This window comes from Microbacterium sp. NPDC077663 (genome assembly GCF_044542795.1).
GTDB lineage: Bacteria > Actinomycetota > Actinomycetes > Actinomycetales > Microbacteriaceae > Microbacterium.
Genome location: NZ_JBITVE010000001.1, coordinates 1,366,363 through 1,392,209 on the forward strand (window position 1 = coordinate 1,366,363; position 25,847 = coordinate 1,392,209).

Below are 25,847 nucleotides of genomic sequence, written 5' to 3' on the forward strand. Positions count from 1 at the left end.
GTTCAGCCTGTGACGGGCAGGAGGGGGGTCTCCGAACCCGACGGCATGACACGGTAGTGCGTGAGCACCTGCGTCATCGCCTTCTTGAACACCGAACGGTTGGCCGACGACATGCGCTGCTTCTTGGGCTCGTCGAAGACCGTCAGGACAACATACTTCGGATCCTCCGCCGGGGCGAAGCCGACCAGGGAGGTGAAGTACGTGTTCGGCTTGTATCCGCCCTTGCCGTCGGAGATCTGGGCCGTGCCGGTCTTACCCCCCATCCGGTAGCCGGGGAGGGCGATGTCGTCGGCGAGCGTCCCCTGCGCGAAGACGTTCTCGAGCATGAGCGAGACCTCGTCGGCGGTCTCCTTCTTGATGACCTGCTCGGGCTCGGCGAGGTCGGGCTTCACTACCGTGCCGTCGGGCTTCGTACACGACTCGACGAGCGATGCCGGCATCCGCAGACCGTGGTTCGCGAAGGTCTGATAGGCGCTGGCGACCTGGACGGCGGTGACGGTGAACGCCTGCCCGAAGGTGGTCGCGTACTTCGTCTGGTTGTCCCACGTGTCGGCGGGCGCGATCGTCGTCTTCGGCTCTCCCGACCAGTCGAGACCGGTCGGCTGGCCGGCGCCGAACCTGGTCAGGTAGTCGTAGCGCGTCTGGGGGTCGACCATCCCGCCGAACTGCGACATGGCGACGTTCGACGATGTCACCAGACCGCCGTTGAGGGTCAGGTTCTCCGTCGCGTGCTTCTCGGAGTCGTTGACGACCGCCCCGTTGTCGAAGACCATCCGGTCGGGCACGGTCACGGTCGATTCCGGCGTCACGCCGGCCTGCTCGATGGCCGTCGCGGCGGTCACCGGCTTGAACGTCGAGCCGGGTTCGAAGGAGAACCGGAGCAGCCTGGAGCCACGATCCTCGGGCTCACTGGCGCCGGGGTCGTTGGGGTCGACCGTCGGGGTCTCCGCGAGAGCACGGATCTTGCCCGTCGCGACCTCCATGACGATGATCCCGCCCCAGTCCGCCTGGTAGCGCTCTGTCTCTTCGGCGATCAGCTGCTGCATGTACCACTGCAGGTCGGCGTCGATGGTGAGGGCGAGGGTGCCGCCGTCCTCAGCGGGCTGCTCGACCGCCGTCCCCGGGATGACCACCCCGTCGGCGCCCTTCTGGTAGCGGATGCTGCCGCCGGTGGGCTCGAGGCAGGAATCCTGCAGCGCCTCGACGCCTTCGAGCGGCTTGCCGTCCGATCCGACGAAGCCCAGGATGTTCCCGGCGACGGCGCCGTTCGGGTACGACCGCGAGGCGACCGGTTCGAACGAGATGAACGGGATCTGAAGGTCGGCGAGGGCGCGGAACTCCGCGGTGGACACCGATCGCTTGATTCTCGCCCACCGCGAGCCTGCGTCCTTCGCGATCGCGTCGTCGGCGACCGCCTGGACCTCGGCGGCATCCTGTCCGGTGACCTCGGCGATCTGCGCCGCGATCTCCGGCCACGTGACGCGGACGGTCTCGCCGTCGTCGTCCTTCACGAGGGAGCCGTCCTCGTCACGAAGGGACATGCCCTTCTCCGCCAGCATGGGATCCACGACGACGTCGTAGCGCAGGATGCTGGTGGCCAGCGGCGTGCCGTTCGTGTCGACGATGGAGCCCCGGGCGCCCTCGAGCGTCGAGGTGACCTGCATCCCCTTGCTGAAGGCGTCGTCGACGTGCTGGCTCGCGTTGACGACCTGGATGTCGATCAGCCGGGCCACGAAGGCGATGAGGACGACCAGGACGACGGCGAGGGCGACGACGGTACGACGGCGCGGGCCTCGGGTTGCTCGTGTCGTCATGTTCTCAGTGTGTGCTCGGGGTCGGCAGTCCGTCGGTGATGGAAGGGGGTGTCGGCGTATTGGCCAGCAGCTCCTGATCGATGGAGACACCGGAGTCCAGGCTCGCCTCCGGATCGGTCACGAGCGGGACGCCGGCGACGAGTGCGTTCGAGACCGCGGCGCGCGACAGCGCCTCGATCGAAGAGGCATCCGATGCGCCCTTCTGCGGTCCGAGGGTCGTGCCGTCGCTCAGGCGCAGATAGTTCGGCTCGCCCCCGGCGACGAGTCCGAGGGCGGCGGCGTTCGCGGCGAGGAACTGCGGCGAGCTGAGCCCGGCGATCTCCTCTTCGAGGATCTGCTTCTGGTAATTCGCGTCCCGCTGCTGTGCGGTGAGGTCCTTGACTTCGTACGCGCCCTGCGTCGTGACGATCGACAGCCCCATCTGCACTCCGGCGATCGCGAGCGCACCGGCGACCGCGACGATGCCGAACACGAGCCGCGGGCGACGGCGGGGCTGCGGCGAGGCACCGGGGCGACCGAGGGGGCGCAGGACCGGGGGCGCCGGGGCAAGGACGGCCTCGTCCCGTGCACGGTCGATGGCAGTGGTGGCCAGGGCCGGAACGGTCATGACGCCTCCCTCACTCGCTCTGCCGCACGGAGGCGCACCGGAGTGGCGCGCGGGTTGCGGGACTTCTCTTCGTCTGATGCCACTTCCGCGCCCTTGGTGAGCAGGCGGAAGCGGGGGGCGTGCTCGGGCGGCTCGATCGGCAGGCCCGCGGGCGCCGTGGAGCGCGTCGCCTCGGCGAAGACCCGCTTGACGAGCCGATCTTCGAGCGACTGATACGACATGACGACGATCCGGCCGCCCACCGGCAGGATGCCGAGGGCCTCGGGAAGGGCACGTTCGAGTACGGCCAGCTCGCCGTTGACCTCGATGCGCAGCGCCTGGAACACCCGCTTGGCGGGGTGCCCACTGAGCGCGCGCTGGACGGCCACCGGTGTCGCACCGATGAGGATCTCGACGAGCCGCCCGGATCGGTCGATGGGCGCCTCTTCGCGTGCCGCGATGATGGCGCGGGCGTACCGGCCGGCGAGCTTCTCCTCGCCGTACCGCTCGAAGATCCGCCGCAGGTCGCCCTCGCCGTAGGTGGCGACGATGTCGGCCGCGGTCGTCGGAGCGGTCTGATCCATCCGCATGTCCAGCGGCGCGTCCTTGGCGTACGCGAAGCCGCGCTCCGCCTCGTCCAGCTGGAGGGAGGACACTCCGAGGTCGAAGAGGATGCCGTCGACCTTCGGCGCGCCTGCGCTGCGCACAGCCTCGCCGATGCCGTCGTACACGGTGTGCACCAGAGTGACGCGGTCACCGAAGCGCGCGAGCCGCTCCCCCGCGATCCGGAGGGCGTCGGTGTCGCGGTCCAATCCGATCAGGCGCACACCGGGGAACCGCTCGAGAAGGGCTTCGGAGTGCCCGCCCATGCCCTCGGTCGCGTCCACGACGACGGCGCCCTCGTGCTGCAGCGCGGGCGCGAGCAACTCGACGCAGCGGTCGAGGAGGACGGGGGTGTGGATGTCGTCGTGGCTCATGATGCATTCGGTTCTGTGAGAGGCCCTCGGCCCCGATCCCCATCCGCTCCGACCTGGCGCCGGGGAAGTGCGTCAGGGCGAGCGGCTGGGAGTCGCGGTCGAGGATCAGAAGAGTCCGGGGATCACCTCCTGCTCCATGTCCGAGTAGGTGTCCTCGTTGCTGTCGGCGTAGGCGTTCCAGGCGTCGGCGTTCCAGATCTCGGCGTGCGCACCGACACCCGTCACGACGAGCTCGCGGTCGAGGGCCGCATAGGTCCGCAGGTGCGGCGGGATCGTGATGCGGTTCTGGGAGTCGGGCTTCTCGGCACTCGCACCGGAGAGGAACATGCGCTGGAAGTCGCGCGCCTGCTTGTTCGTCAGCGGCGCCTCCCGGATGCGCTCGTACACCCGCTCGAACTCCGCCGAGCTGAAGACGTACAGGCAGCGTTCCTGACCGCGGGTGATCACGACGCCCGGGCCGAGGTCGTCGCGGAACTTGGCAGGGAGGATGACCCGGCCTTTGTCGTCCAGCTTCGGGGTGTGGGTGCCCAACAACATCGCTCGGTCACCCCCTTCGTCCGGCCCGCTCCAGGATGACGCCACTTTACTCCACTTTCCTCCACTTAGCGACTGATTCGCGCCCCAGCGCTCGTGTTGAGGCAGATGTCCGCATCGCCGGCGTCGACGGCCACGCGCGGCATCCCCGGATGGGCACAAAAAAAGCACCGACCCGGAGGTCGGTGCTTCAGAAGTGGAGGGGGGTGGAGGGACTCAGATCATCGATCGTCGTTCCGGCGGTCCCAGCGGTCGTTCATCCGGTCCATGAAGGACGCGGACGCCGGTGCCTTCGCGGCGCGCGGCTTGCGGGAACCCGATGCGGCGCTCACGGCGGCGGCTCCCTTCGCCGGAGTGAAGGCGAGGACAACGCCGCCCACCATGATCACGAAAGCGAACACACCGATGATCGTGAGAGACGTGGCGACGCCGACGACGAGTCCGGCGATACCGAGCAGCACGATGACGGATCCGTACACGATGTTGCGATAGCTGAGGGGGGCGGCTCCCCGGTCCGCGCTGACAACATCGGCGTCGTTGCGCATGAGATGGCGTTCCATCTCGTCCAGCAGACGCTGCTCCTGCTCTGACAGTGGCATGCATCCCCCTCGGGTCGGTCCATCAAGTGTACGCGTGCGCGCGATCACTAGGCTAGGCCCGTGTCCTCTTCCCCCGACCCGATCGTGGCCGTTTCCCAGCGAGTCGAGAGGTTCCTGCAGGACCAGCGCGATGCCGCCGCAGGATTCGGTGACGAGGCCCGCTCCTTCGTCGATTCCGGAGCCAGTGCTGCAGCGGGCGGGAAGGGCTTCCGCGCCCGCTTCTGCCTGGCCGGATGGCGCGCAGTGGCCACGGCCGGTGCGGCGGATACCGGGGGCGTTCCAGACGTCGTGACCGCGGCATCCGCCGCCCTCGAGATCTTCCACGCGGCGGCGCTCGTCCACGATGACGTCATCGACCGCTCCGACACCCGACGGGGCCGTCCCGCCGCACACCGCGCATGGGAGGCGACGCATCGCGCGGGGCGGTGGGCCGGTGATGCCGCGGACTTCGGAACGTCGGCGGCGATCCTCTTGGGCGACCTGCTCGTGGCGTGGAGCGACGACCTCCTCGAAGAAGGGCTCCTCGCCGCAGAGCCGGCGGCGGCCGCTCTCGCCCGCGCCGAGTTCGGCCGCATGCGCCGCGAGGTCACCATCGGCCAGTTTCTCGACATCGCGGAGGAATCGGTCTTCGTGATCGCCCCGGTCGACACGCACCCCGACCGGGCTCTCCGCGTGGCCTCCCTCAAATCCGCGCGCTACAGCGTGCAACACCCGCTGCAGCTCGGCGCCGTGCTCGCCGGCGCCGATGAGGATCAGTACGCCGCCCTCGCCGCGTTCGGACATCCGGTGGGTCTCGCGTTCCAGCTGCGCGACGACGTGCTCGGCGTGTTCGGCGACACGGCCGTGACCGGCAAGCCCGTCGGCGACGACCTGCGCGAAGGCAAGCGGACACTCCTCATCGCGTACACGCGCGCCGCCCTGACCCCGGGGACACTCGCCGTCTTCGACGAGCTCATCGGCGACAGGGAGCTCACGCCGGAGCAGGTCACGCACCTGCAGCAGACGATCGTCGACACGGGGGCGCTCGCTCGCGTCGAGGAGCGGATCACACAGTGGGCGGCCGAAGCGGACCGGGCGCTGCGCGGCGCTCGTCTCGGGCATGCGGCCGTCAGCGAGCTCCGCGACCTCGCGCGGGCCGCGACGGTCCGAGCCGCCTGAGGGTTCGGTGCGGAGGAGCGCTCAGGCGAGCGACTGAGCGACGCGGCGGACCTCGCTCTTGCGGCCCTGACGGAGAGCCTCGATCGGTGCGGAGCCGATCGACTCCTCGGGGGCGAGCAGCCAGTCGATCGCTTCGTCGTCGGAGAAGCCGGCATCCTGCAACACGATGACCGTTCCCCGGAGCGACGAGATCGGTGCCCCGTCGACGAGGAAGACGGAAGGGACGCGGGGCGCGCCGAAGCGGCGCGACGCCACGAGCTGGTGCTCGTCGAGCATCCGGCGCACGCGCCCGAGGGGCTCACCCGTCAGTTCGACGAGCTCGGGAAGACTCAGCCAATCAGTGGACACGGACGCATCGGAACTCACCCGTCCACTATCGCATCCACGCCTCGGGTGGCGTGAATCACAACAGCCACATGCGCCACATGCATTGACACCAGCAACAGAGCCGTGACACGGTTTCTGCGGGGGATCGACGAGCTGGGACCGAACGAAGGAACACCTGTGCGCCGCAACGACGTCCTCACCACCGCCCTGCGCGACAAGCGCACCCCCGCCGTGATCGGCTCGATCGCCCTGTCGATGTCCCTGATGCCCCTCGATGCGGCTCAGGCTGAGGACCGCCACCGGACGGCCCCCGAACCGGCCGCCGCGCGGGCTCACGCTCACGTCGCGTCGTCGACGGCGGTGGTCGTCGGCACACCCGCCGCGCAGACGGCCGTGAAGACCCACATCGTCGCCCGCGGCGACACCGTCAGCGCGATCGCCGCTGCGAACGGCGTCCGCACCGCCGACGTCCTGGCCTGGAACGGACTCGGCTGGACGTCGATCATCCGCCCTGGAGACGTCCTCCGACTGGGACCGAAGACATCGGATGCCGGTGCCCCGCGCACGCCCGCGGCTGCCGCCCCGGCATCCACCTACACCGTCCGAAAAGGCGACACGCTGTGGGCCATCGCCGCCCGCCACGGCATGAGCGTCTCCGCACTCTCCCGCGCGAACGACCTCGGATCGTCCACGACGATTCACCCGGGTCAGAAGCTGCGCGTGGGAGTGCTCGCCGCCTCGCCCGCTGCCGCCTCACGCCCCACGGCACCCCGTCCCGAGGCGGCCGGCCCCGTGCACGAGGTCGCGACGGGCGAGACGCTCTGGGCGATCGCGAAGCGCAGCGGAGTCAGTCTGGCGCGCCTGCTCGCGGCCAACGGCCTCGACGAGCGCTCGATCATCTATCCCGGCCAGAAGCTCCGCATCCCTGCGGCTGCGGCGGCGACGCCCGCGTCGACCGGCGCGGCCGACGTCCGCCTCGATGCGGAGCAGATCGCGAACGTGAAGACGATCATCTCGGTCGGGCGCGAGCGCGGGGTGTCGCGCGACGGCATCGCCCTCGCCCTGGCGACGGCGATGGTCGAGTCCTGGATCCGGAACCTCGAGGGCGGCGACCGCGACTCGGTGGGGCTGTTCCAGCAACGACCCAGCGCAGGATGGGGCACGGTCGCGGAGATCCGCGACCCGCGTCGGTCCGCTGCGGCGTTCTTCGGCGGAGCGGGCGACCCCAACGGCGATCGCACCCGCGGACTCCTCGACATCGACGGGTGGGAAGACATGGCCTTCGGTGACGCCGCTCAGGCCGTGCAGATCTCCGCCTATCCCGAGCGATACGGCCCGTGGGAGGAACAGGCATACCGCTGGCTCGACACCTACGGGTGAATCGCCGCCCCATGCCCGCGTTGGGGGTGAGCCGTTACCCGGGCTCGCAGGGTCGGATCCGTAGACTTCTGACGTGAACGCCACCCCGCAGACCGACCCGCTGATCGGCCGCCTGGTCGACAGTCGGTACCGGGTTCGCGGGCGCATCGCACGCGGCGGCATGGCCACCGTGTACGTGGCGACGGATCTGCGCCTCGAACGCCGTGTCGCGCTCAAGGTGATGCACGGGCACCTCTCCGACGACACCGTCTTCCAGAACCGCTTCATCCAAGAGGCACGGTCGGCGGCACGCCTGGCGGACCCGCACGTGGTCAACGTGTTCGATCAGGGCCAGGACGGCGAGATGGCCTATCTGGTCATGGAGTACCTTCCCGGCATCACCCTGCGCGAACTGCTGCGGGAACAGAAGCGACTGACCCTCCCGCAGACGATCACGATCATGGACGCGATCCTCTCGGGCCTCTCGGCCGCCCACCGCGCCGGCATCGTCCACCGTGACGTCAAACCCGAGAACGTGCTCCTGGCCGAGGACGGTCGCATCAAGATCGGGGACTTCGGGCTCGCCCGCGCGACGAGCGCGAACACGGCCACCGGCCAGATGCTCCTCGGGACGATCGCCTATCTGGCACCCGAGCTCGTCACGCGCGGGACCGCGGACGCGCGCAGCGACATCTACGCCCTCGGCATCATGCTGTACGAGATGCTCGCCGGCGAGCAGCCCTACAAGGGCGAGCAGCCGATGCAGATCGCCTACCAGCACGCCACCCATTCGGTCCCTCGGCCGAGCGTCAAGAACCCCGGCATCCCGGAGCAGCTCGACGAGCTCGTGCTCTGGGCGACCGAGCGCTCCCCCGAGGACCGCCCCTCCGACGCGCGCGAGATGCTCGAGCGTCTGCGCGAGATCGAGAAGCAGCTGGGCGTCTACCCGCAGGTGGTGCGCTCCACACCGACCGGGACGAAGGTCGTCGTCGACGACTCGCTCGACTCCGACGAAGTGACGCGCGTGATGCCGGGAACCTTCACTGCCCCCAGCGTCACGACCGAAGTGGACAACGCGACGCGCCTGCGCCGCCGGACGCATCGCAACGCGGTGAAGGGCGGATGGCTGCTCGCGATCGTCCTGGTGCTCGCGGCCGGGGCTGCGGCCGCCGGCTGGTGGTTCGGCAGCGGGCCCGGGTCGCTTGTGAGCGTGCCGGCCGTCTCGGGGATGAGCTTCGATGACGCGGAGGATCTCCTCGCCGACAACACGCTGGTGGCGCTCCGCAACGAGGTCCACAGTCTCGACGTTCCGACCGGCGACGCGATCGGAACGGACCCCGGCACCGGCGTCTGGGTGGACCGCGACTCGACGGTCACCGTGAACATCTCCTCGGGACCCGCCACCGCCGAACTCCCGACGCTGCAGGATCGGGCAACCTCGGAGGTCGAGGCGCTCCTGCAGGAGAACGAGATCACGGTCGCCGCGACCAAGAAGTACTTCACGAGTTTCGCACCGGACCGGGTCGTACGCGTCTACGTCACGCAAGAGGGCTCGGCCGACCCGGTCGAATGCACGGACGGGTGCTCGGTCCTGCAGGGCTCGACCGCCGAACTCCGGGTCTCCCTCGGTCCGCTCCCCGATGTCGTCGGTGAGCCGGCTGCCGAAGCGGCGCAGACGCTCGAGGATGCGGGCATGGACGTCGAGCAGACGCGCGAGTACAGCAGCGACGTCGCCGATGACCTCGTCATCCGTGTCGCCGACCGTCCCGGCGGCGGGTCCTGGCAGCAGGGCGAGAAGCTGACCCTCGTCGTCTCCGACGGCCCGCGGCCGGTGGAGGTTCCCAACGTCGTCGGCGAGACCGTGCGAACGGCGGTCGAGCGCCTCCAATCTGCCGGGTTCAAGGTCAACCCCAACATCGAGGACGCGGAGATCCCGCTCGGCGGCCGCTACTGGGATGTCTATCGCGTCCGTTCCATGACACCCGAAGGCGGCACCATGCAGCGCCCAGGGATCACCGTCAGCCTGACGCCGCAGTTCCAGCCGTTCGGCTGACACGCCACCGCGCGACGTACGACGAAGGCCCGGCAGTTCATACCACCGGTCCTTCGTCGTACGTGATCAGCGGTTGCCGAGCTCCTCGGCCACGAGGAAAGCGAGCTCGAGCGACTGCATGTGGTTCAGTCGCGGGTCGCACAGCGACTCGTACCGGGTCGCGAGCGTCGCCTCGTCGATCATCTCGGACCCACCGAGGCACTCGGTGACGTCGTCGCCGGTGAGTTCGACATGGATGCCGCCGGGGAAGGTGCCGACCGCGCGGTGCGCCTCGAAGAAGCCGCGGACCTCGTCGACGACGTCGTCGAAGCGACGCGTCTTGTACCCCGTCGGCGTCGTGATCCCGTTGCCGTGCATCGGGTCCGTGACCCACAGCGGCGTCGCCCCGGCATCCTTGACGGCCTCCAGCAGCGGCGGGAGCGCATCGCGGATCTTCCCCGCACCCATCCGCGTGATGAATGTGAGGCGTCCGGGCTCACGCTCGGGGTCGAGCTTGTCGATGAGAGCCAGCGCCGTCTCGGGGCTGGTGCTCGGGCCGAGCTTCACGCCGATGGGGTTGCGGATCTTCGAGAAGTAGTCGACGTGGGCGCCGTCGAGCTCCCGGGTACGCTCGCCGATCCACAGGAAGTGCGCGGAGGTGTTGTACGGCGTGTCCGTGCGGGAGTCGATGCGCGTCATGGGGTGCTCGTAGTCCATGAGCAGGCCCTCGTGACCGGTGTAGAACTCGACGCCGCGCAGCTCGTCGAAGTTCGCGCCGGCGGCCTCCATGAACTTGATGGCGCGGTCGATCTCACCCGCGAGACGCTCGTACCGCTGGTTGGCCGGATTCTTGGCGAAACCCTGGTTCCAGCTGTGCACCTCGCGCAGGTCGGCGAAGCCACCCTGCGTGAAGGCCCGGACGAGGTTCAGGGTCGATGCCGCGGTGTGGTACCCCTTCAGGAGCCGCTGCGGATCGGCCGTGCGCGAGGCCTCCGTGAAGTCGTAGCCGTTGACGATGTCGCCGCGGTACGCGGGCAGTGTGACGTCGCCGCGCGTCTCGGTGTCGCTCGACCGGGGCTTCGCGAACTGGCCGGCCATGCGGCCCATCTTCACGACCGGCATCGACGCGCCATAGGTGAGCACGACCGCCATCTGCAGGACCGTCTTGATGCGGTTGCGGATCTGCTGCGCGGTGGCACCGGCGAAGGTCTCGGCGCAGTCGCCGCCCTGCAGCAGGAACGCCTGGCCGGATGCCGCCTTCGCCAGGCGCGCGCGGAGGTTGTCAACCTCACCGGCGAAGACGAGGGGCGGAAGGGTCGCGATCTCGGCGGACACGGCAGCGACCGCATCCGCGTCGGGCCACAACGGCTGCTGCTTGATCGGGAGCGAGCGCCAGTGGTCGAGAGGAGTGGGCATCCGCCAATTCTAGCGGCGGCGGACACCGCCCCCGGTCGTGTGACGGGTGCCCGGCATGCCGTGACGTGTGGTCAGGACGCGGATGCCGGGCGCCGGTGCTTCACAGTGGAGGCGTACACGTCCTCGTACTCCTGCTCCCCCATGCGTTGGAGTGCCACCATGATCTCGTCGGTCACCGAGCGCAGGACGAATCGATCGGACTCCATGCCGTAGAAGCGGCTGAAGTCGAGCGGCTCGCCGATGACCATCCCCACCCGGCCGACGCGCGGGATCGACCGTCCGATCGGCATGACGTCGTCGGTGCCGATCATCACCACCGGGATCACCGGAACGCGGGCCGTGAGAGCCATGCGGGCGAGTCCGGTACGACCGCGGTAAAGCTTGCCGTCGGGGCTGCGGGTGCCCTCGGGATAGATGCCGAGCAGGTCACCCCGCCCGAGAACCTGCAGTCCGGTGTTCAGCGACGCCTCGGAGGCCTTGCCCCCGGTGCGGTCGATCGGGATCTGGCCGGTGCCCTGCATGAACACACGCGTGGCCCATCCCTTCAGGCCCTTACCGGTGAAGTAGTCGCTCTTCGCGAGGAAGGACATCGGTCGATCGATCATCAGAGGCAGGAAGATCGAGTCGCTCACCGACAGGTGGTTGCTGGCGATGATGGCGGCCCCGGTCGTCGGGATGTTGCTCCGACCCACGATCCACGGACGGAAGATCGCCTTCACGATCGGTCCGATGATGAGGTATTTCAGGACCCAGTAGACCATCTCAGACCCGGCCTCCCGCGAGGTCGGCCACGCCGATGAGGCCCGCGTCGTTGCCGAGGGTCGCGATCGCGAACGAGGCGATGGGTCGCTCGCCGTAGCCGGGGAGTGCCGTGGCGTACGCTTCGCGCACGGGATGCAGGAGCCGCTCCCCCAGGTCGGCGACACCGCCGCCGATGACGAAGAGCGCAGGGTCGAGGACCGCCTGGAAACCGCCGCACGCCTCGCCCAAGGCGGTCGCGACGCGGTGAACGGCTTCGAGCGCACCGGCGTCACCCTGCGCGATGAGCGCCGCCATGGCCGCCGCGGGCACGATGCCGTCCGCGGTGCGCGCGGCCGCGAGACCCGCACCGAAGTCACCGGACGCCGCGATGTCCGCAGCCTCACGCTGCAGCGCGCGGCCGGACGCGTACTGTTCGAGACATCCTCGCTGGCCGCACCCGCACGGACGACCGCCGCGTTCGAAACGGATGTGGCCGAGCTCACCGCCGATGCCGTTCCCGCCCACGAGCAGTTCGCCGTCGATGATGGCCGCGCCGCCGACACCCGTGCCGAGCGTGATCATCACCATGTCCCGGGCGTCTCGACCCGCGCCGAACCGGAACTCGCCCCATCCGGCTGCGTTCGCGTCGTTCTCCAGGGTCACGGGACGACCGATGCGGCGCTCCAACTCGTCGCGGAGCGGCTCGTCCGTCCAGTCGATGTTGGGCGCGTGCAGGATGACGGAACGACTCGCATCGATGAACCCTGCAGCCGCCACGCCGACCGCGTGGACGACGCGGTCGGTCACGAGGTCGTCGACCATCGCCGCCACGGCGTCGGCCAGCGCGTGGGGGTCAGCCGGAGTGGGAACGCGACGGCGATCGACGATCGTCCCGTCGGGGTCGACGACACCTCCGGCGATCTTGGTCCCACCGATGTCGATGCCGACGTTGAGCACACCACTCCCCTCCGCGCGTGCGGGCGCACGGCATCCGAGAGTCTAATGGGGCCGGGCGGACGGCCGAGGCCGTGGGATCGAGGATCACGATGCCCTAGACTCGGTCGCACCTGACGCCACCCGGTACCGAAGGAGTTGCCGCCCATGAGCGCCGTACAATTCGACGTCCCCGCCGTCGTCCCCGCGGACCCGACCGCGAACACATCGGACATCCTCATCGAACGGGTGAAGGCCACGCCGTCGCTGGCGCTGTTCGCCGTCCCGGACGGCGACGGGTGGCGCGACATCACCGCGGCCGAGTTCCAGCGCGAAGTGATCGCGCTTGCGAAGGGCTTCGCCGCCAGCGGCATCCAACCCGGTGACAAGGTCGCCTTCCTGGCGCGGACCACCTATGACTGGAGCCTCGTCGATTTCGCCCTCTTCTTCGCGGGCGCCGTCATGGTCCCGGTGTATGAGACCAGCTCCGCCTCGCAGATCAACTGGATCCTCACCGACTCGGGCGCCACGGCGATGATCGTCGAGAGCCGTGCTCACGCCGAACGCGTCGCTGAGATCCGTTCCGAGGTGCCGCTCGTCCGCGATGTCTGGACGATGGGCGCAGGCGACCTCGACGCGCTCCGGACGCGAGGGACCGAGATCAGCGACGACGAGATCGAGCGTCGCCGTTCGCTCGCCAACGAGGACGACATCGCGACACTGATCTACACGTCGGGCTCGACTGGACGACCCAAGGGCTGCGTGCTCACCCACAAGAACTTCGTGGAGCTGTCGCGCAACTCCGCGAAGGCACTGCACGAGGTCGTCGAGCAGCCGGGCGCAGCGACCCTCCTGTTCCTGCCTCTGGCGCACGTGTTCGCGCGGTTCATCTCGATCCTCAACATCCACGCGGGCGTGAAGACGGGCCACGAGCCCGACACCACAAAGCTTCTCGCGGGCCTCGGCTCGTTCAAGCCGACGTACCTGCTCGCGGTACCCCGTGTGTTCGAGAAGGTCTACAACTCGGCGGAGCAGAAGGCCGAGGCGGGCGGGAAGGGCAAGATCTTCCGCGCCGCCGCCGCCGTCGCGGTCGAGCACTCGCGTCGCCTGCAGGACGGCGAGAAGATCCCCCTCGGGATGAAGATCAAGTTCGCGCTGTTCGACCGCCTCGTCTACAGCAAACTGCGTACGGCGATGGGCGGGCGTGTCGAGCACGCCGTCTCGGGATCGGCGCCGCTGGGTCCCCGCCTGGGTCACTTCTTCCACAGCCTGGGCGTGCAGATCCTCGAGGGCTACGGCCTCACCGAGACCACGGCCCCAGCGACGGTGAACCTCGTGACGAAGTCCAAGATCGGCACAGTGGGGCCGGCCCTCCCCGGCGTCGGCGTGCGACTGAGCGACGACGGTGAGATCGAGGTCCGCGGGATCAACGTCTTCAGGGAGTACTGGCGCAACCCCGAGGCCACCGCCGAGGCGTTCCACGACGGCTGGTTCCGCACCGGCGACCTCGGGTCGTTCGACTCAGAGGGATACCTCACGATCACCGGCCGGAAGAAAGAGATCATCGTCACCGCGGGCGGTAAGAACGTCGCGCCCGCCGTGCTCGAAGACCCCATCCGCGCCAACCCGATCGTCGGGCAGGTGGTCGTCGTCGGCGACCAGAAGCCGTTCATCGGCGCGCTGGTCACCCTCGACCGCGAGATGCTCCCCACCTGGATGGGCAACAACGGTCTCGCCGCCGACATGCCGATGTCGCAGGTGATCACCCACCCCAAGGTGCTCGCTGAGGTGCAGTCCGCCGTCGACCGCGCCAACAAGCTGGTCTCGCGCGCGGAGTCGATCCGCAAATTCGTCATCCTCGACACCGAGTGGACCGAGGCATCCGGACACCTCACCCCGAAGATGAGCATCAAGCGCAATGTGATCCTGTCGGACTTCGCCGCCGACATCGACGAGCTCTACCAGGCCAACGTCTCGACGACGAACATCTCACTCGGGCACTGACCCGGCCGGCACACGAGGAAGGGCCCCGGAGATCCGGGGCCCTTCCTCGTCGTCAGCGTCGAAACCAGTCGGACTCCCGCACCTCGCGCATCGCCTGCCGGCGGGCATCCTTCGGCAAACGGTCGAGGTACAGCATCCCGTCGAGGTGATCGCACTCGTGCTGCAGCGCCTGAGCGAGCAGCCCGTCGCCCTCGATGATGAGCTCCTCGCCCGTCAGGTCGATGCCCGTGACCCGAGCCCACGGGTGCCGGAGGGCGTCGTGCCAGAGCCCGGGCACCGAGAGGCATCCCTCCCCTGTCGGGACCGGGTCGCCTGCGACCTCGAGCGTCGGGTTCAGGATGTACCCGATGACGCCGTCGACGTTGTAGCTGAAGGCGCGGAGCCCGACGCCGATCTGCGGGGCGGCGACACCGGCACGGCCCGGTTCGGTGACGGAGTCCACGAGGTCGGTGACGAGGGCGATGACTCCCTCGTCGATGTCGTCGATGGGTGCGCTCACGCTCCGCAGGACCGGGTCGCCGAAGAGCCGGATCGGACGCACAGCCATCAGCGGGCCGATCCCGGCGCGCGGAGGCCCTCGACGACCACCGCTGCGAGCTCGCGGGCGGCCAGACGCGTCGCAGCGGCGAGCTCGCGGAACGAGATCGGGCCGCCGGTCGCGATGTGCGCGTCGTACGGGATCGTCACCACGGCGCGTACGCGGGTGCGGAAGTGGGCCTCGAGCTCGCTGGGCTTGATGAGGCTCGCGCCGGGACGGGACGTGTTGAGGACCACCACCGCGCCTCGCGCGAGTTCGCCGTACCCGTTCGTCTCGAGCCAGGAGAGGGTCTCGGAGGCGAGCTTCGCCTCGTCCACGCTCCGCCCCGCGGCGATGAGAAGCTGATCGGCGAGCTCGAGGGTCGCGTCCATCACGGAGTGCACGATGCCGGTACCGCTGTCGGTGAGGACGATCGAGTAGTAGTGCGCCGCGATCGCCGCGACGTCGTGGTAATCGCGATCGCTGAAGGCCTCGGACAAGTGGGGGTCGGCATCCGATGCGAGGATGTCGAGGCGCGTCTCATCGCGCGCGACGATCGCAGAGAGGTCGTTGAACCCCGTCACGTCCGCTCGGGCGCGGACGAGATCGCGGACGGTCTTGCCGCTCCTGCGCTCGATGCGCTCGGCCAGGGTGCCACGGTCGGGGTTCGCGTCCACGGCGATGATGCGGTCCTCGCGTGCGTCTGCGAGGGCCATGCCGAGGAGCGTGGTGACGCTCGTCTTGCCGACACCGCCCTTTCGGGAGAGCACCGGCACGAACTTCGCTCCGCCGGCGAGGGGTGCGGAGATGCGCCGGTCGAGCTCTTTGCGCGCGCGCACGCGCGGGCTGTCCTCCAGGATGACGCGACGGAACGTCGCGCCGTAGACGAAGCGCTGCCACGCCCCCTCGGGCTCCGGCGCCGCCACCCGGGACCGGTCGATGAGGCGGTCGGCCGTGAGGAGGTCTGGGCTCTCGCGGTCGGCTCCGAGCTGGTCCAGACGGCGCGACTGCAGCGGCTCGTCCTCGACCCGTACAGCGCGCACCCGCTCGAGAGCATGCTTGTCGGGACCGGCAGGGTGATGGATCGCACGCCGCGTGACACCCGTCGGCGCGGCGTCCGTCGGGGTCGACACGACCTCCGCGTCAACGACGTCGTCGCGGGCCCCCGCCGCGGGCTCGGGCGACATGTGCTCCTCGGCGGCGTCGGCCGGCGCCGGCTCACTCTCGTCGTGCACCGCAGGCGCCAGGTCGGCCTCGTCGACGTAGTCGTCGTCGTCTGCGAGCACCGGCAGGGTCAGATCGATCTGGGCCGTCGTGCCGTCGACGATGCCGATGCCCGTCGTCTCGAGGTTGTCGGTGCGCTCGAGCACACCGTTGTCGACGTCCTCGGACATCTCATTGTCGCGCTCACGCATCACGGGGGTCACTCCTGGTGGTTCCGGGGCCTCGAAAAGCCCGACGCACCAGGTTAGTCCGCGGGACGGACCACGAGCAAAAGGTCGCCGGCCTCCACCTGCGCGGTTGCGGCGATCGCGATGCGCTCGACCACGCCGTCGACGGGGGCGGCGATGGCCGCCTCCATCTTCATCGCCTCGATGGATGCCACGGGCTCACCCGCGCGAACCTTCGCGCCCTCCTCCGCCTTGACGGTGACGACGCCGGAGAACGGCGCGGCCACCTGACCCGGCTTGGACGTGTCCGCTTTCTCGGCCCGGCGGGCTTCGACGGTGACGGAACGATCGCGGACGGTGACCGGTCGCAGCTGCCCGTTGAGGGTCGCCATGACCGTCCGCATCCCCTTGTCGTCGACCTCGCCGATGGCCTCGAGCCCGACGTAGAGCTGGACGCCCCGTTCGATCTCGACGACGTGCTCCTGGCCGGGCTTCATCCCGTAGAGGTAGTCGATGGTGTCGAGGACGCTGAGGTCGCCGAACGTGTCACGGACCTCGTGGAACGCCTTCGTGGGCGCCGGGAACAGCAGACGGTTGAGCTTGTCGCGTCGCGTCGCGGAGTCCGCGTCGAGAGCCTCCGAGTCCTCCGGCGAGATCTCCGTGACACCGACCTTGACGGAACGGCCCGCGAGGACCTTCGACCGGAAGGGCTCCGGCCATCCGCCGGGGAGGTCGCCGAGCTCGCCGGCCATGAAACCGACGACCGAGTCCGGCACGTCGTACTTCTCGGGATTCGCCTCGAAGTCCGCCGGGTCGGCCTTCACCGCTGCCAGATGCAGCGCGAGGTCGCCGACCACCTTCGACGACGGCGTCACCTTCGGCACACGACCGAGGATGCGGTTGGCCGCCGCGTACATGTCCTCGATCAGCTCGAAGTCCTCGGACAGCCCCAACGCGATCGCCTGCTGGCGGAGGTTCGACAGCTGCCCGCCGGGGATTTCGTGGTGGTAGACCCGACCGGTGGGACCGGGCAGGCCGGACTCGAACGGCGCGTAGAGGTTGCGGACGGCTTCCCAGTACGGCTCGAGGTCCGAGACCGCCTGCAGATCGAGACCGGTCTCGCGCTCGGTGTCGGTGAGGGCGGCGACCAACGCCGAGAGGGAGGGCTGACTCGTCGTACCCGACATCGGGGCGGCGGCTACGTCGACGGCATCCGCTCCTGCCGCACTGGCTGCGAGGAGCGTCGCCAGCTGACCGCCCGCCGTGTCGTGGGTGTGCACGTGGACCGGCAGGTCGAACCGCTCCCGAAGGGCCGTCACCAGGCGTGCCGCCGCGGCGGGACGCAGGAGTCCTGCCATGTCTTTGATGGCGAGGATGTGGGCGCCGGCGTCGACCACCTGCTCGGCGAGGCGAAGGTAGTAGTCCAGCGTGTAGAGGTCTTCGGCGGGGTCGAGGAGGTTGCCCGTGTAGCAGATCGCCGCCTCGGCGATGGCGGTGTCGGTGGCCAGGACGGCGTCGATCGCGGGACGCATCTGGCTGACGTCGTTGAGGGCGTCGAAGATGCGGAAGATGTCGACGCCGGATGCCGCAGCCTCGGCGACGAACGCGTCCGTGACCTTCGTGGGGTAGGGCGTGTAACCGACGGTGTTGCGACCGCGCAGCAGCATCTGGATCGCGACGTTGGGGAGGGCGCTCCGGAGGGCGTCGAGGCGCTCCCACGGGTCCTCGCCCAGGAACCGGAGGGCGACGTCGTACGTGGCGCCACCCCACGCCTCGACCGACAGCAGTTGCGGTGTCAGACGGGCGACGTGCGGCGCGACGCGCACGAGGTCCTTCGTCCGCACCCGCGTCGCGAGGAGCGACTGGTGCGCGTCGCGGAAGGTCGTCTCGGTGACGGCGAGCCCGGTTTGGGCACGCAGGGCCTCGGCGAAGCCCCGGGGGCCGAGCTCGAGCAGACGCTGCCGGGAGCCCGGAGCGGGCTCGGCGCGCAGGTCGACGACCGGGAGCTTCGCCGCCGGGTCGGTGTGGACCGGGCTGTCGCCGTTCGGCCGGTTGACCGTGACGTCGGCGAGCCAGGACACGACCTTCGACCCACGGTCTTTGGACTCCCGCCCCTGCACGAGCTCAGGACGCTCGTCGATGAAGGCCGTGCTGAGGTCTCCGGCGGCGAAGGCCGGGTCGTCGAGCACACGCTGCAGGAACGGGATGTTCGTCGAGACGCCGCGGATGCGGAACTCCGCCAGTGCACGACGTGACCGGATGACGGCCGCCTCGAAGTCGCGACCGCGGCAGGTGAGCTTCGCGAGCATGGAATCGAAGTGCGGGCTGATCTGTGAGCCCGCCGCCGTGGTGCCGCCGTCCAGGCGGATGCCGGCGCCGCCAGGCGAGCGGTACGTCGTGATCTTGCCGGTGTCGGGACGGAACCCGTGCGCGGGGTCCTCGGTCGTGATGCGGCACTGCAGGGCGGCACCGCGCAGGTGGATCTGCTCTTGGCGCAGACCGAGGTCGTCGAGTGTCGCGCCGGCGGCGATACGCATCTGCGATTGCACCAGGTCGACGTCGGTCACCTCCTCGGTGACCGTGTGCTCCACCTGGATACGCGGGTTCATCTCGATGAAGACGACCTCGCCCGTGCGCGGGCCCGCCGTCTCGAGCAGGAATTCGACCGTGCCGGCGTTCTCGTACGAGATCGACTCGGCGAACGCGACGGCGTAGGCGTGCAGGTTGCGGCGGATCTCATCGGACAGGTTGGGGGCCGGCGCGATCTCGACCACCTTCTGGTGACGCCGCTGCACCGAGCAGTCACGCTCGAAGAGGTGCACCGTGTTACCGGCCTTGTCGGCCAGGATCTGCACCTCGACGTGGCGTGGCCGTTGGACGGCCTGCTCGAGGAAGACGCGGGGGTCGCCGAACGCACTCCCGGCTTCGCGCATGGCTTCCGACAGTGCCGGCGGCAACGCGTCCGGGTGCTCGACCCGACGCATCCCTCGCCCGCCGCCGCCTGCGACGGCCTTGACGAAGATCGGGAAGCCGATCTCCGGCGCCTGCGCCACCAGTGCGTCGATGTCGTCCGACGCATCCGTCGAGCGCAGGACGGGAACACCGGCCGCGATCGCGTGCTGCTTCGCGGTCACCTTGTTGCCCGCCATCTCGAGCACCGCCGAGGACGGACCGATGAAGGCGATTCCGTTGGCTGCCGCCTGTGCGGAGAGCTCCGGATTCTCGGAGAGGAATCCATACCCGGGGTAGATCGCGTCGGCGCCGCTCTCGAGCGCGACACGGATGATCTCGTCCACGTCGAGATACGCGCGCACCGGGTGGCCGACCTCGCCGATCTGATAGGCCTCGTCGGCTTTCAGGCGGTGGAGCGAGTAGCGATCCTCGTACGGGAAGACGGCGACCGTCCGGGCACCGAGCTCATACGCGGCACGGAATGCGCGGATGGCGATCTCTCCGCGATTGGCGACCAGAATCTTGCGAAACATGCTCTTCACCTCTGCTGGGTGCGGGGCCACTCCGTCGGGGCCGCCGAGGTACGGGCTGAGTACCCTCACAGCCTAGGGGACGGTAACGTGGTCGCTTGTGCACGTACTCTCCGTCAGCTCCCTCAAAGGTGGCGTCGGCAAGACGACCGTGACCCTGGGCCTCGCCTCCGCGGCGTTCGCGCGCGGGGTGCGGACCCTTGTCGTCGACCTGGACCCGCAGTCCGACGTGTCGACGGGGATGGACATCCAGGTGGCGGGCCGACTCAACGTCGCCGACGTCCTCGCCAATCCCAAGGAGAAGGTGGTCCGCCAGGCCATCACCTCGAGCGGGTGGGCGAAGGTGCACCCCGGCACGATCGACGTCATGATCGGCAGCCCGTCCGCCATCAATTTCGACGGCCCGCACCCGAGCGTGCGCGACGTCTGGAAGCTCGAAGAGGCTCTCGCGACCATCGAGGCCGACTACGACCTCGTCCTCATCGACTGCGCGCCGTCGCTGAACGCGCTCACGCGCACCGCGTGGGCGGCATCCGACCGCGTCGTCGTGGTGACCGAGCCCGGCCTGTTCTCGGTGGCCGCAGCCGACCGCGCACTCCGGGCGATCGAAGAGATCCGTCGCGGCCTCTCCCCGCGACTGCAGCCCCTCGGCATCGTCGTGAACCGGGTGCGCCCCCAGTCCATCGAGCACCAGTTCCGCATCAAGGAACTCCGCGACATGTTCGGACCCCTGGTCCTCACCCCGCAGCTGCCCGAGCGGACCTCCCTGCAGCAGGCACAGGGTGCGGCGAAGCCCCTGCACATCTGGCCGGGCGACTCCGCGCAGGAACTCGCCGCCGATTTCGACTCGTTGCTGGACCGGATCGTCCGCACGGGTCGCATCCCGGTCACCGGGACCGCCTCCCCCGCCTGATCGCCGTCGTTCCGGCACGCAAGAGCGACGCGCACGGATGCGCGAGGCGAGGTGGGGTCAGGCCGAGCGGGCGGCGCGACGTGCGGCGAGTTCGTCCATCTGGTCGGACTGCTGGGCGTCGAAGTCGATCAGCGTGGTCTCGACCTCGCGGAGCACCTTGCCGACGGCGATGCCGAAGACACCCTGCCCGCGACTCACGAGGTCGATGACCTCGTCGTTCGAGGTGCAGAGGTACACCGAAGCCCCGTCGCTCATGAGGGTCGTCCCCGCGAGATCCCGGATGCCGGCTGCGCGCAGCTGATCGACGGCGATCCGGATCTGCTGGAGCGAGATCCCGGTGTCGAGGAGGCGCTTCACGAGCTTCAGCACGAGGATGTCGCGGAATCCGTACAGCCGCTGCGATCCAGAACCGCTCGCCCCACGGACGGTGGGCTCGACCAGCTCGGTACGCGCCCAGTAATCGAGCTGGCGGTAGGTGATGCCGGCCGCTCGTGCGGCCTGTGCGCCGCGGTAGCCGACTTCGTCGTCCATCTCGGGGAGGCCGTCGGTGAACAGGAGTTCGGTCGAGAACTTCTGCTCGCCCAGCGCATCGTGCGCGGTCATCGGGGCCTCCTGCGGGTAATGGGTACTCCCACGCTAGAGGAGGGAGTGGTCACCGGCAATGACATCCGACTCGTAGGCCCCGGCGTGTCGCGGGTACTCACGGCGTCAGTCTGTCGAGAGCGGCGGCGACGAAGACCTGCCGGATCTCCTCGAGGCGACGGGCGAGCTCCGGCGCGATCTCGCTGGCTTTCGCACGCGATCCGGCGTCGGCGCGGCGCAGCAGCGGGGCGATGGCGCTCTCGATGAGCGAGACCTCACGTTCAGCGCTCTGTCGGATGGTGCGGATGTGGCGCGGCTGGATTCCGTGCGCGTCCAAGGCGACGAGCGACCGCATCACCCCGAGTGCCCGCTCGTCGAACGAGTCGGCGGGGGTGATCAGACCTGCCGAGACCGCCTCGTTGAGCAGGGTGGCAGAAGCCCCCGCCGCGCTGAGCAGCTCGTCGCGGCGATAGCGCCGGGACGTCTGCACGATCGACGCCGGCGGCACCGGAACGATCTCGTCGCCGTGCTCTTCGAGATACTCACGGATCCGTGCCAGCGGGATGCCGAAGTCGCGCTGCATGCTCAGGGCGGTGCGGAGGCGTTCGACGTCCGCGGTGGAGAACTTCCGGTACCCGGAGTCGGTGCGGACGGGCGTCACGATCCCCTGCACCTCGAGGAAACGAAGCTTGCTCGCGGTGAGGGCGGGGAATTCCGGACTCAATCGTGCGAGGACCTGGCCGATGCTCAAGGAGCCCGAAGACGCTGCTCGTCCCCGGGTCGCGGCAGCCGGGCTCACGCGCCGATCGCCCGCTCTGCGGGCGCGACGAAGAAGTTGAGGCGGAACTTTCCGACACGCACTTCGGCGCCGTCGGTCAGCGTCGCACGGTCGACACGCTCGCCGTTGACGTACGTGCCGTTCAGGGAGCGCTGATCGATCAGTTCGAAGGTGGCACCGGTGCGCGTGATCTCGGCGTGACGGCGTGACACGGTCACGTCATCGAAGAAGATGTCGGCCTCGGGGTGGCGCCCCACGGTCGTCACATCGGTGTCAAGGAGATAGCGGGCACCCGCAGTCGGGCCGGAGCGCACGATCAGCAGCGCGGCACGTGCCGGAAGCGCGTTGATCGCCTCGACCTCGGCCGCCGTCAGCTCTGCACCGAAGGGCACGAAGGACAGGTCCGAGTCGTGCCCGAACGTCTGCGTCGAATCCACGAGACGCGGGTGCGCCGACGTCTCGGCACCCCGATGGATGTCGCCGCCCGGTCGCTGGTTCTGGTCCACGATGTCCTCCTTCTTCCACAGTAACCGATCGCTCACGCTCGCGGTGGCCGCGTCGACTGCGAGGCGACATGGTAGCGGGCGGCTCTCGCGGACGACAGTGGCGTGGAGCCGCGACATCCGCACACTAACGTCGCCGCCATGTCCCCTACCAGTCGACCCCGCGCCCTGCGCCGGAGTGCCGCGGTCGCGGCCTCGGTGCTTGCCGCACTCGTGTTCCTCTCCCCCGCCTCCCCCGCCGCGGCCCACGACGAGTTGCTCAGTTCGGACCCCGCCGCCGACGAGATCCTCGGCACCACTCCCGACGAGATCTCGCTGACCTTCAGCGCGCCGCCCTCGACGGAGCCGGGATCCGCGGTGATGGTGGTGTACGACGAAGCGTGCCGGTCGATCGCCGACGGAGACCCGGTGATCACCGACAACACCGTCGCTCAGGCGATCAGCGGTCCTATCGAGGGGGCGGTACTCGTGCAGTGGCGGGTCGTCTCGAGCGACGGGCATCCGATCTCGGACGAGTTCACCTTCTCCGTCGGCGAGGACGGCAAGACCGCCGCTGCCGAGGAGTGCGGGGAGTCGGCGGCGGAGCAGTCCGAAGGGTCGTCGGAGGGGTTCAACGCGGTGCCGTACGCCGTGGGTGGAGGCATCATCTTCTTGGCCGTCGGCATCGTCATCGCGGTCGCGATCGTCCGCGGTCGCCAAGGCGCGACGAAGGAGTGAGGGCACCGGCGGCGGACTAGGCTGGGAGCATGCCTCACTACGACGTCGTCATCCTCGGTGCCGGCCCCGGCGGCTATGTCGCGGCCGTCCGCTCAGCACAGCTCGGACTGTCCACCGCCATCATCGAAGAGAAGTATTGGGGCGGTGTGTGCCTCAACGTGGGCTGCATCCCCTCCAAGGCCCTCCTGAAGAATGCGGACCTCGCGCACACCTTCACCCACAAGGCCGATCTGTTCGGCATCAGCGGTGACGTCTCCTTCGACTTCGGCACCGCGTGGGATCGCAGCCGCAAGGTCGCGGACACCCACGTCAAGGGCATCCACTTCCTCATGAAGAAGAACAAGGTGACCGAGTACCAGGGCCGCGGGTCGTTCATCGACGCGAAGTCCATCGAGGTCACCAAGGAGGACGGCTCGAAGGAGACCGTCACGGCCGACAACGTGATCATCTCGACCGGATCGACCGTGCGCCTGCTGCCCGGCGTGACCCTCAGCGAGAACGTCGTGACGTACGAGGAGCAGATCCTCACGCGCGAGCTCCCCGGCTCCATCGTCATCGTCGGTGCCGGCGCCATCGGCATGGAGTTCGCCTTCGTCCTCAGCAACTACGGCGTCAAGGTCACCATCATCGAGTTCCTCGACCGCGCCCTCCCCAATGAGGACGTCGAGGTCTCCAAGGAGATCCAGCGCCAGTACAAGAAGTACGGCATCGAGATCCTCACCTCGACCAAGGTCGAATCGGTCGTGGACTCCGGAGACAAGGTCACCGTGTCGTACTCGGCCAACTCCGACGGCGCAAAGGGGCAGATCGAGGCCGACAAGGTACTCATGTCCATCGGCTTCGCCCCTCGCGTCGAGGGCTTCGGTCTCGAGAACACCGGTGTGAAGCTCACCGACCGCGGTGCGATCGAGATCGACGACTACATGCGCACGAACGTCGAGGGCGTCTACGCCATCGGTGACGTCACCGCCAAGCTGCAGCTCGCGCACGTCGCGGAGGCCCAGGGTGTCGTCGCGGCCGAGACCATCGGCAAGGCCGAGACCCAGACGCTCGGCGACTACCGCAACATGCCCCGCGCGACGTTCTGCTCCCCGCAGGTCGCGTCGTTCGGCCTCACGGAGCAGCAGGCACGCGATGCCGGCTACGACGTGAAGGTCGCGAAGTTCCCCTTCTCGGCCAACGGCAAGGCGAACGGCCTCGGCGAGCCCGTCGGTTTCGTCAAGCTCATCGCGGATGCCGAGCACCTCGAGCTGCTCGGTGGCCACCTGATCGGCCCCGACGTGTCGGAGCTCCTCCCCGAGCTGACCCTGGCGCAGAAGTGGGATCTGACCGCCCTCGAGGCAGCCCGCAACGTGCACACGCATCCCACGCTGTCGGAGGGTCTGCAGGAGGCCTTCCACGGCCTCGCGGGACACATGATCAACCTGTGACCCTCGCGCAGGACCTATCGGATCGCACAGGTCTTCAGTAACCTGGCGAAACGACTGACGCCGCCCCGAACGAAGCCGGGGGCGGCGTCAGTGCGTTAACGTCGGGCTGCTGTCACAGGCCGAGGGCACGCTCGAGCTTCGAACCCGACCCCGAGACCTCACCGCCGACGCCCCGGACGAGCTCATCGGCCGCGGTGAACAGCGCGTCCCGCCCCGCGGCATCCGCCGGCGCCGCGGGTCCAAGCTCGAGCTCCCACTCGCGCCAGGAGGTCTCGACACCGCGTCGTAGGTCGGTGGCGGTGACGCGGTCGTCGACGAACTCGGCGAGCAGACCACCCGCGGCGTCGAGAAGCGCATAGGCGGTGCGCGCGTTGCGGATGCGCGCGAGCGGCGCGAATGGCGGCGCGGCGATGGGTGCGAGTGCGGCTTCGATCGCTGCCGGCACCACGATCTCGTCGGTCCCGCCGTTGTCGAGCGGCCAGCGGGATTCCGCCTTGCCGTCGGCCGTCACGCGCTTGATGTGCCAGCCCTCGTCGGGGCCGCCGCTGCGACGGCGGAGCGCAACCCGTGCCTGCCCCAGCGCACCATCGGACGTGTCCAGGTAGTGCGCGTCGAGTTCTCGCGGTTCTGCCGCCCCGACGGCGGCGACGCCGGGAAGCCTCGCCCAATCGGGCAGTGGCGTCCCGGCGTCGACGTCGTACGTGCGCTCGATCTCGAGCGAGTGCTCCGGCTCAGTCGTCAAGGGTCGGACGGTCGTCGCGCTCGTCGGCGGACGGATCGATGTCGTCCTGCGCGGCGACGAAGCGGAAGTCGGCGGACGTGGGTCCGTCGTGCTCTCCGGTGTTCTCGTCGGCGCCCGCGCGCTCATAGGTGATCTGCGTCTCGCTGTAAGGCAGGATCAGTCGGTCCGTGTCCTCCTCGAGCGGGATGACCTGGCCGTCGAGCGGGCCGCCGTGAAGTCGTGCGATTGCCATGATGTACCTCCGACACCGACTTTAGCCCGGCCCCCCACCCGCTCCGCCGCGCCTTGTCACACCGTCTGCGCGGTGCTATC

The 25,847-nt window shown here is 69.1% G+C and carries 24 protein-coding genes; 7 read left to right on the forward strand and 17 right to left on the reverse strand.

Going from position 1 to position 25,847, the window contains the following annotated elements; genetic code table 11:
- Nucleotides 1–2: 2 nt before the first annotated feature.
- From ACIGEP_RS06730 to ACIGEP_RS06750, 5 genes are all read right to left on the reverse strand, one after another.
- The gene (locus ACIGEP_RS06730; protein WP_396660814.1) at nucleotides 3–1,814 is read right to left on the reverse strand and encodes a peptidoglycan D,D-transpeptidase FtsI family protein; all 1,812 of its coding nucleotides are present in this window, start codon (nucleotides 1,812–1,814) and stop codon (nucleotides 3–5) included.
- 4 nt (nucleotides 1,815–1,818) lie between these two features.
- Nucleotides 1,819–2,421, reverse strand: a complete 603-nt coding sequence (locus tag ACIGEP_RS06735; protein WP_396660815.1) for a hypothetical protein — start codon at nucleotides 2,419–2,421, stop codon at nucleotides 1,819–1,821.
- Nucleotides 2,418–3,377: a 16S rRNA (cytosine(1402)-N(4))-methyltransferase RsmH gene (rsmH, locus tag ACIGEP_RS06740; RefSeq protein ID WP_396660816.1), complete on the reverse strand. Its 960-nt coding sequence runs from the start codon at nucleotides 3,375–3,377 to the stop codon at nucleotides 2,418–2,420. The genes ACIGEP_RS06735 and rsmH overlap by 4 nt, the downstream gene beginning before the upstream one ends.
- A 105-nt stretch (nucleotides 3,378–3,482) precedes the next feature.
- On the reverse strand, nucleotides 3,483–3,914 hold the full coding sequence (mraZ, locus tag ACIGEP_RS06745; RefSeq protein WP_396660817.1) for a division/cell wall cluster transcriptional repressor MraZ: 432 nt from the start codon (nucleotides 3,912–3,914) through the stop codon (nucleotides 3,483–3,485).
- A gap of 218 nt (nucleotides 3,915–4,132) precedes the next feature.
- A complete protein-coding gene (locus tag ACIGEP_RS06750; RefSeq protein ID WP_396660818.1) occupies nucleotides 4,133–4,510 on the reverse strand; it encodes a DUF3040 domain-containing protein in 378 nt (125 codons plus the stop codon).
- 60 nt (nucleotides 4,511–4,570) lie between these two features.
- Between ACIGEP_RS06750 and ACIGEP_RS06755 the strand changes: the two genes are divergently transcribed.
- Nucleotides 4,571–5,668, forward strand: coding sequence for a polyprenyl synthetase family protein (locus ACIGEP_RS06755; RefSeq protein ID WP_396660819.1), 1,098 nt, complete (start codon nucleotides 4,571–4,573; stop codon nucleotides 5,666–5,668).
- 21 nt (nucleotides 5,669–5,689) lie between these two features.
- On the opposite strand, the gene ACIGEP_RS06760 is transcribed toward ACIGEP_RS06755, so the two are convergent.
- Complete coding sequence (locus ACIGEP_RS06760) at nucleotides 5,690–6,016, reverse strand: Rv2175c family DNA-binding protein (RefSeq protein WP_396660820.1); 327 nt, start codon at nucleotides 6,014–6,016, stop codon at nucleotides 5,690–5,692.
- Between the two features lie 156 nt (nucleotides 6,017–6,172).
- Between ACIGEP_RS06760 and ACIGEP_RS06765 the strand changes: the two genes are divergently transcribed.
- Entirely contained in the window at nucleotides 6,173–7,375 is a 1,203-nt protein-coding gene (locus tag ACIGEP_RS06765; RefSeq protein WP_396660821.1) for a LysM peptidoglycan-binding domain-containing protein, read from the forward strand.
- A gap of 73 nt (nucleotides 7,376–7,448) precedes the next feature.
- Nucleotides 7,449–9,407, forward strand: a complete 1,959-nt coding sequence (pknB, locus tag ACIGEP_RS06770; protein WP_396660822.1) for a Stk1 family PASTA domain-containing Ser/Thr kinase — start codon at nucleotides 7,449–7,451, stop codon at nucleotides 9,405–9,407.
- Between the two features lie 66 nt (nucleotides 9,408–9,473).
- Here pknB and ACIGEP_RS06775 read toward each other — a convergent pair whose 3' ends face one another.
- From ACIGEP_RS06775 to ACIGEP_RS06785, 3 genes are all read right to left on the reverse strand, one after another.
- On the reverse strand, nucleotides 9,474–10,802 hold the full coding sequence (locus ACIGEP_RS06775; RefSeq protein WP_396660823.1) for a class II 3-deoxy-7-phosphoheptulonate synthase: 1,329 nt from the start codon (nucleotides 10,800–10,802) through the stop codon (nucleotides 9,474–9,476).
- 71 nt (nucleotides 10,803–10,873) lie between these two features.
- Complete coding sequence (locus ACIGEP_RS06780; protein WP_396660824.1) at nucleotides 10,874–11,563, reverse strand: lysophospholipid acyltransferase family protein; 690 nt, start codon at nucleotides 11,561–11,563, stop codon at nucleotides 10,874–10,876.
- Nucleotide 11,564: 1 nt separating this feature from the next.
- On the reverse strand, nucleotides 11,565–12,500 hold the full coding sequence (locus tag ACIGEP_RS06785) for an ROK family glucokinase (protein WP_396660825.1): 936 nt from the start codon (nucleotides 12,498–12,500) through the stop codon (nucleotides 11,565–11,567).
- A gap of 144 nt (nucleotides 12,501–12,644) precedes the next feature.
- Between ACIGEP_RS06785 and ACIGEP_RS06790 the strand changes: the two genes are divergently transcribed.
- Nucleotides 12,645–14,480, forward strand: a complete 1,836-nt coding sequence (locus tag ACIGEP_RS06790; protein WP_396660826.1) for an AMP-dependent synthetase/ligase — start codon at nucleotides 12,645–12,647, stop codon at nucleotides 14,478–14,480.
- Nucleotides 14,481–14,532: 52 nt separating this feature from the next.
- Here the strand turns inward: ACIGEP_RS06790 and ACIGEP_RS06795 are convergent, their stop codons facing one another.
- Genes ACIGEP_RS06795 through ACIGEP_RS06805 form a run of 3 tightly spaced genes read right to left on the reverse strand, consistent with a single transcriptional unit; the run spans nucleotide 14,533 to nucleotide 19,873 of the window.
- Nucleotides 14,533–15,027: a peptide deformylase gene (locus ACIGEP_RS06795; RefSeq protein ID WP_396660827.1), complete on the reverse strand. Its 495-nt coding sequence runs from the start codon at nucleotides 15,025–15,027 to the stop codon at nucleotides 14,533–14,535.
- Nucleotides 15,027–16,412 (reverse strand): MinD/ParA family protein, encoded by a 1,386-nt coding sequence (locus tag ACIGEP_RS06800; RefSeq protein ID WP_396660828.1) that lies wholly within the window; start codon nucleotides 16,410–16,412, stop codon nucleotides 15,027–15,029. Before ACIGEP_RS06800 ends, ACIGEP_RS06795 begins: the two co-directional genes overlap by 1 nt.
- A gap of 53 nt (nucleotides 16,413–16,465) precedes the next feature.
- On the reverse strand, nucleotides 16,466–19,873 hold the full coding sequence (locus ACIGEP_RS06805) for a pyruvate carboxylase (protein WP_396660829.1): 3,408 nt from the start codon (nucleotides 19,871–19,873) through the stop codon (nucleotides 16,466–16,468).
- A gap of 97 nt (nucleotides 19,874–19,970) precedes the next feature.
- On the opposite strand from ACIGEP_RS06805, the gene ACIGEP_RS06810 reads away from it, so the two are divergent.
- Nucleotides 19,971–20,783 (forward strand): ParA family protein, encoded by an 813-nt coding sequence (locus ACIGEP_RS06810; protein WP_396660830.1) that lies wholly within the window; start codon nucleotides 19,971–19,973, stop codon nucleotides 20,781–20,783.
- Nucleotides 20,784–20,840: 57 nt separating this feature from the next.
- Here ACIGEP_RS06810 and ACIGEP_RS06815 read toward each other — a convergent pair whose 3' ends face one another.
- The 3 genes from ACIGEP_RS06815 to ACIGEP_RS06825 all read right to left on the reverse strand — a co-directional run bounded on the left by ACIGEP_RS06815 (nucleotide 20,841) and on the right by ACIGEP_RS06825 (nucleotide 22,649).
- Complete coding sequence (locus tag ACIGEP_RS06815; RefSeq protein WP_396660831.1) at nucleotides 20,841–21,386, reverse strand: MerR family transcriptional regulator; 546 nt, start codon at nucleotides 21,384–21,386, stop codon at nucleotides 20,841–20,843.
- 97 nt (nucleotides 21,387–21,483) lie between these two features.
- Nucleotides 21,484–22,116, reverse strand: coding sequence for a MerR family transcriptional regulator (locus tag ACIGEP_RS06820; RefSeq protein WP_396660832.1), 633 nt, complete (start codon nucleotides 22,114–22,116; stop codon nucleotides 21,484–21,486).
- 44 nt (nucleotides 22,117–22,160) lie between these two features.
- The gene (locus tag ACIGEP_RS06825; RefSeq protein WP_396660833.1) at nucleotides 22,161–22,649 is read right to left on the reverse strand and encodes an FHA domain-containing protein; all 489 of its coding nucleotides are present in this window, start codon (nucleotides 22,647–22,649) and stop codon (nucleotides 22,161–22,163) included.
- 138 nt (nucleotides 22,650–22,787) lie between these two features.
- Here ACIGEP_RS06825 and ACIGEP_RS06830 point away from each other — a divergent pair, with 138 nt between their 5' ends.
- Nucleotides 22,788–23,363 (forward strand): copper resistance protein CopC, encoded by a 576-nt coding sequence (locus ACIGEP_RS06830; protein WP_396660834.1) that lies wholly within the window; start codon nucleotides 22,788–22,790, stop codon nucleotides 23,361–23,363.
- Nucleotides 23,364–23,392: 29 nt separating this feature from the next.
- Complete coding sequence (lpdA, locus tag ACIGEP_RS06835; RefSeq protein WP_396660835.1) at nucleotides 23,393–24,793, forward strand: dihydrolipoyl dehydrogenase; 1,401 nt, start codon at nucleotides 23,393–23,395, stop codon at nucleotides 24,791–24,793.
- 112 nt (nucleotides 24,794–24,905) lie between these two features.
- On the opposite strand, the gene ACIGEP_RS06840 is transcribed toward lpdA, so the two are convergent.
- Complete coding sequence (locus ACIGEP_RS06840; RefSeq protein ID WP_396660836.1) at nucleotides 24,906–25,535, reverse strand: CYTH domain-containing protein; 630 nt, start codon at nucleotides 25,533–25,535, stop codon at nucleotides 24,906–24,908.
- Nucleotides 25,525–25,767, reverse strand: coding sequence for a response regulator (locus ACIGEP_RS06845; RefSeq protein WP_396660837.1), 243 nt, complete (start codon nucleotides 25,765–25,767; stop codon nucleotides 25,525–25,527). Before ACIGEP_RS06845 ends, ACIGEP_RS06840 begins: the two co-directional genes overlap by 11 nt.
- Nucleotides 25,768–25,847 lie beyond the last annotated feature (80 nt).

Excerpts from the sequence above, each read along its gene's own strand:
- ACIGEP_RS06805 (WP_396660829.1), bottom strand. The coding sequence starts at position 19,873 with ATGTTTCGCAAGATTCTGGTCGCCAATCGCGGAGAGATCGCCATCCGC.
- ACIGEP_RS06775 (WP_396660823.1), bottom strand. The coding sequence starts at position 10,802 with ATGCCCACTCCTCTCGACCACTGGCGCTCGCTCCCGATCAAGCAGCAG.
- lpdA (WP_396660835.1), top strand. The coding sequence starts at position 23,393 with ATGCCTCACTACGACGTCGTCATCCTCGGTGCCGGCCCCGGCGGCTAT.
- ACIGEP_RS06790 (WP_396660826.1), top strand. The coding sequence starts at position 12,645 with ATGAGCGCCGTACAATTCGACGTCCCCGCCGTCGTCCCCGCGGACCCG.
- ACIGEP_RS06735 (WP_396660815.1), bottom strand. The coding sequence starts at position 2,421 with ATGACCGTTCCGGCCCTGGCCACCACTGCCATCGACCGTGCACGGGAC.
- mraZ (WP_396660817.1), bottom strand. The coding sequence starts at position 3,914 with ATGTTGTTGGGCACCCACACCCCGAAGCTGGACGACAAAGGCCGGGTC.
- ACIGEP_RS06795 (WP_396660827.1), bottom strand. The coding sequence starts at position 15,027 with ATGGCTGTGCGTCCGATCCGGCTCTTCGGCGACCCGGTCCTGCGGAGC.
- ACIGEP_RS06845 (WP_396660837.1), bottom strand. The coding sequence starts at position 25,767 with ATGGCAATCGCACGACTTCACGGCGGCCCGCTCGACGGCCAGGTCATC.
- ACIGEP_RS06730 (WP_396660814.1), bottom strand. The coding sequence starts at position 1,814 with ATGACGACACGAGCAACCCGAGGCCCGCGCCGTCGTACCGTCGTCGCC.
- ACIGEP_RS06800 (WP_396660828.1), bottom strand. The coding sequence starts at position 16,412 with ATGCGTGAGCGCGACAATGAGATGTCCGAGGACGTCGACAACGGTGTG.
- ACIGEP_RS06815 (WP_396660831.1), bottom strand. The coding sequence starts at position 21,386 with ATGACCGCGCACGATGCGCTGGGCGAGCAGAAGTTCTCGACCGAACTC.
- ACIGEP_RS06750 (WP_396660818.1), bottom strand. The coding sequence starts at position 4,510 with ATGCCACTGTCAGAGCAGGAGCAGCGTCTGCTGGACGAGATGGAACGC.
- rsmH (WP_396660816.1), bottom strand. The coding sequence starts at position 3,377 with ATGAGCCACGACGACATCCACACCCCCGTCCTCCTCGACCGCTGCGTC.
- ACIGEP_RS06780 (WP_396660824.1), bottom strand. The coding sequence starts at position 11,563 with ATGGTCTACTGGGTCCTGAAATACCTCATCATCGGACCGATCGTGAAG.
- ACIGEP_RS06830 (WP_396660834.1), top strand. The coding sequence starts at position 22,788 with ATGTCCCCTACCAGTCGACCCCGCGCCCTGCGCCGGAGTGCCGCGGTC.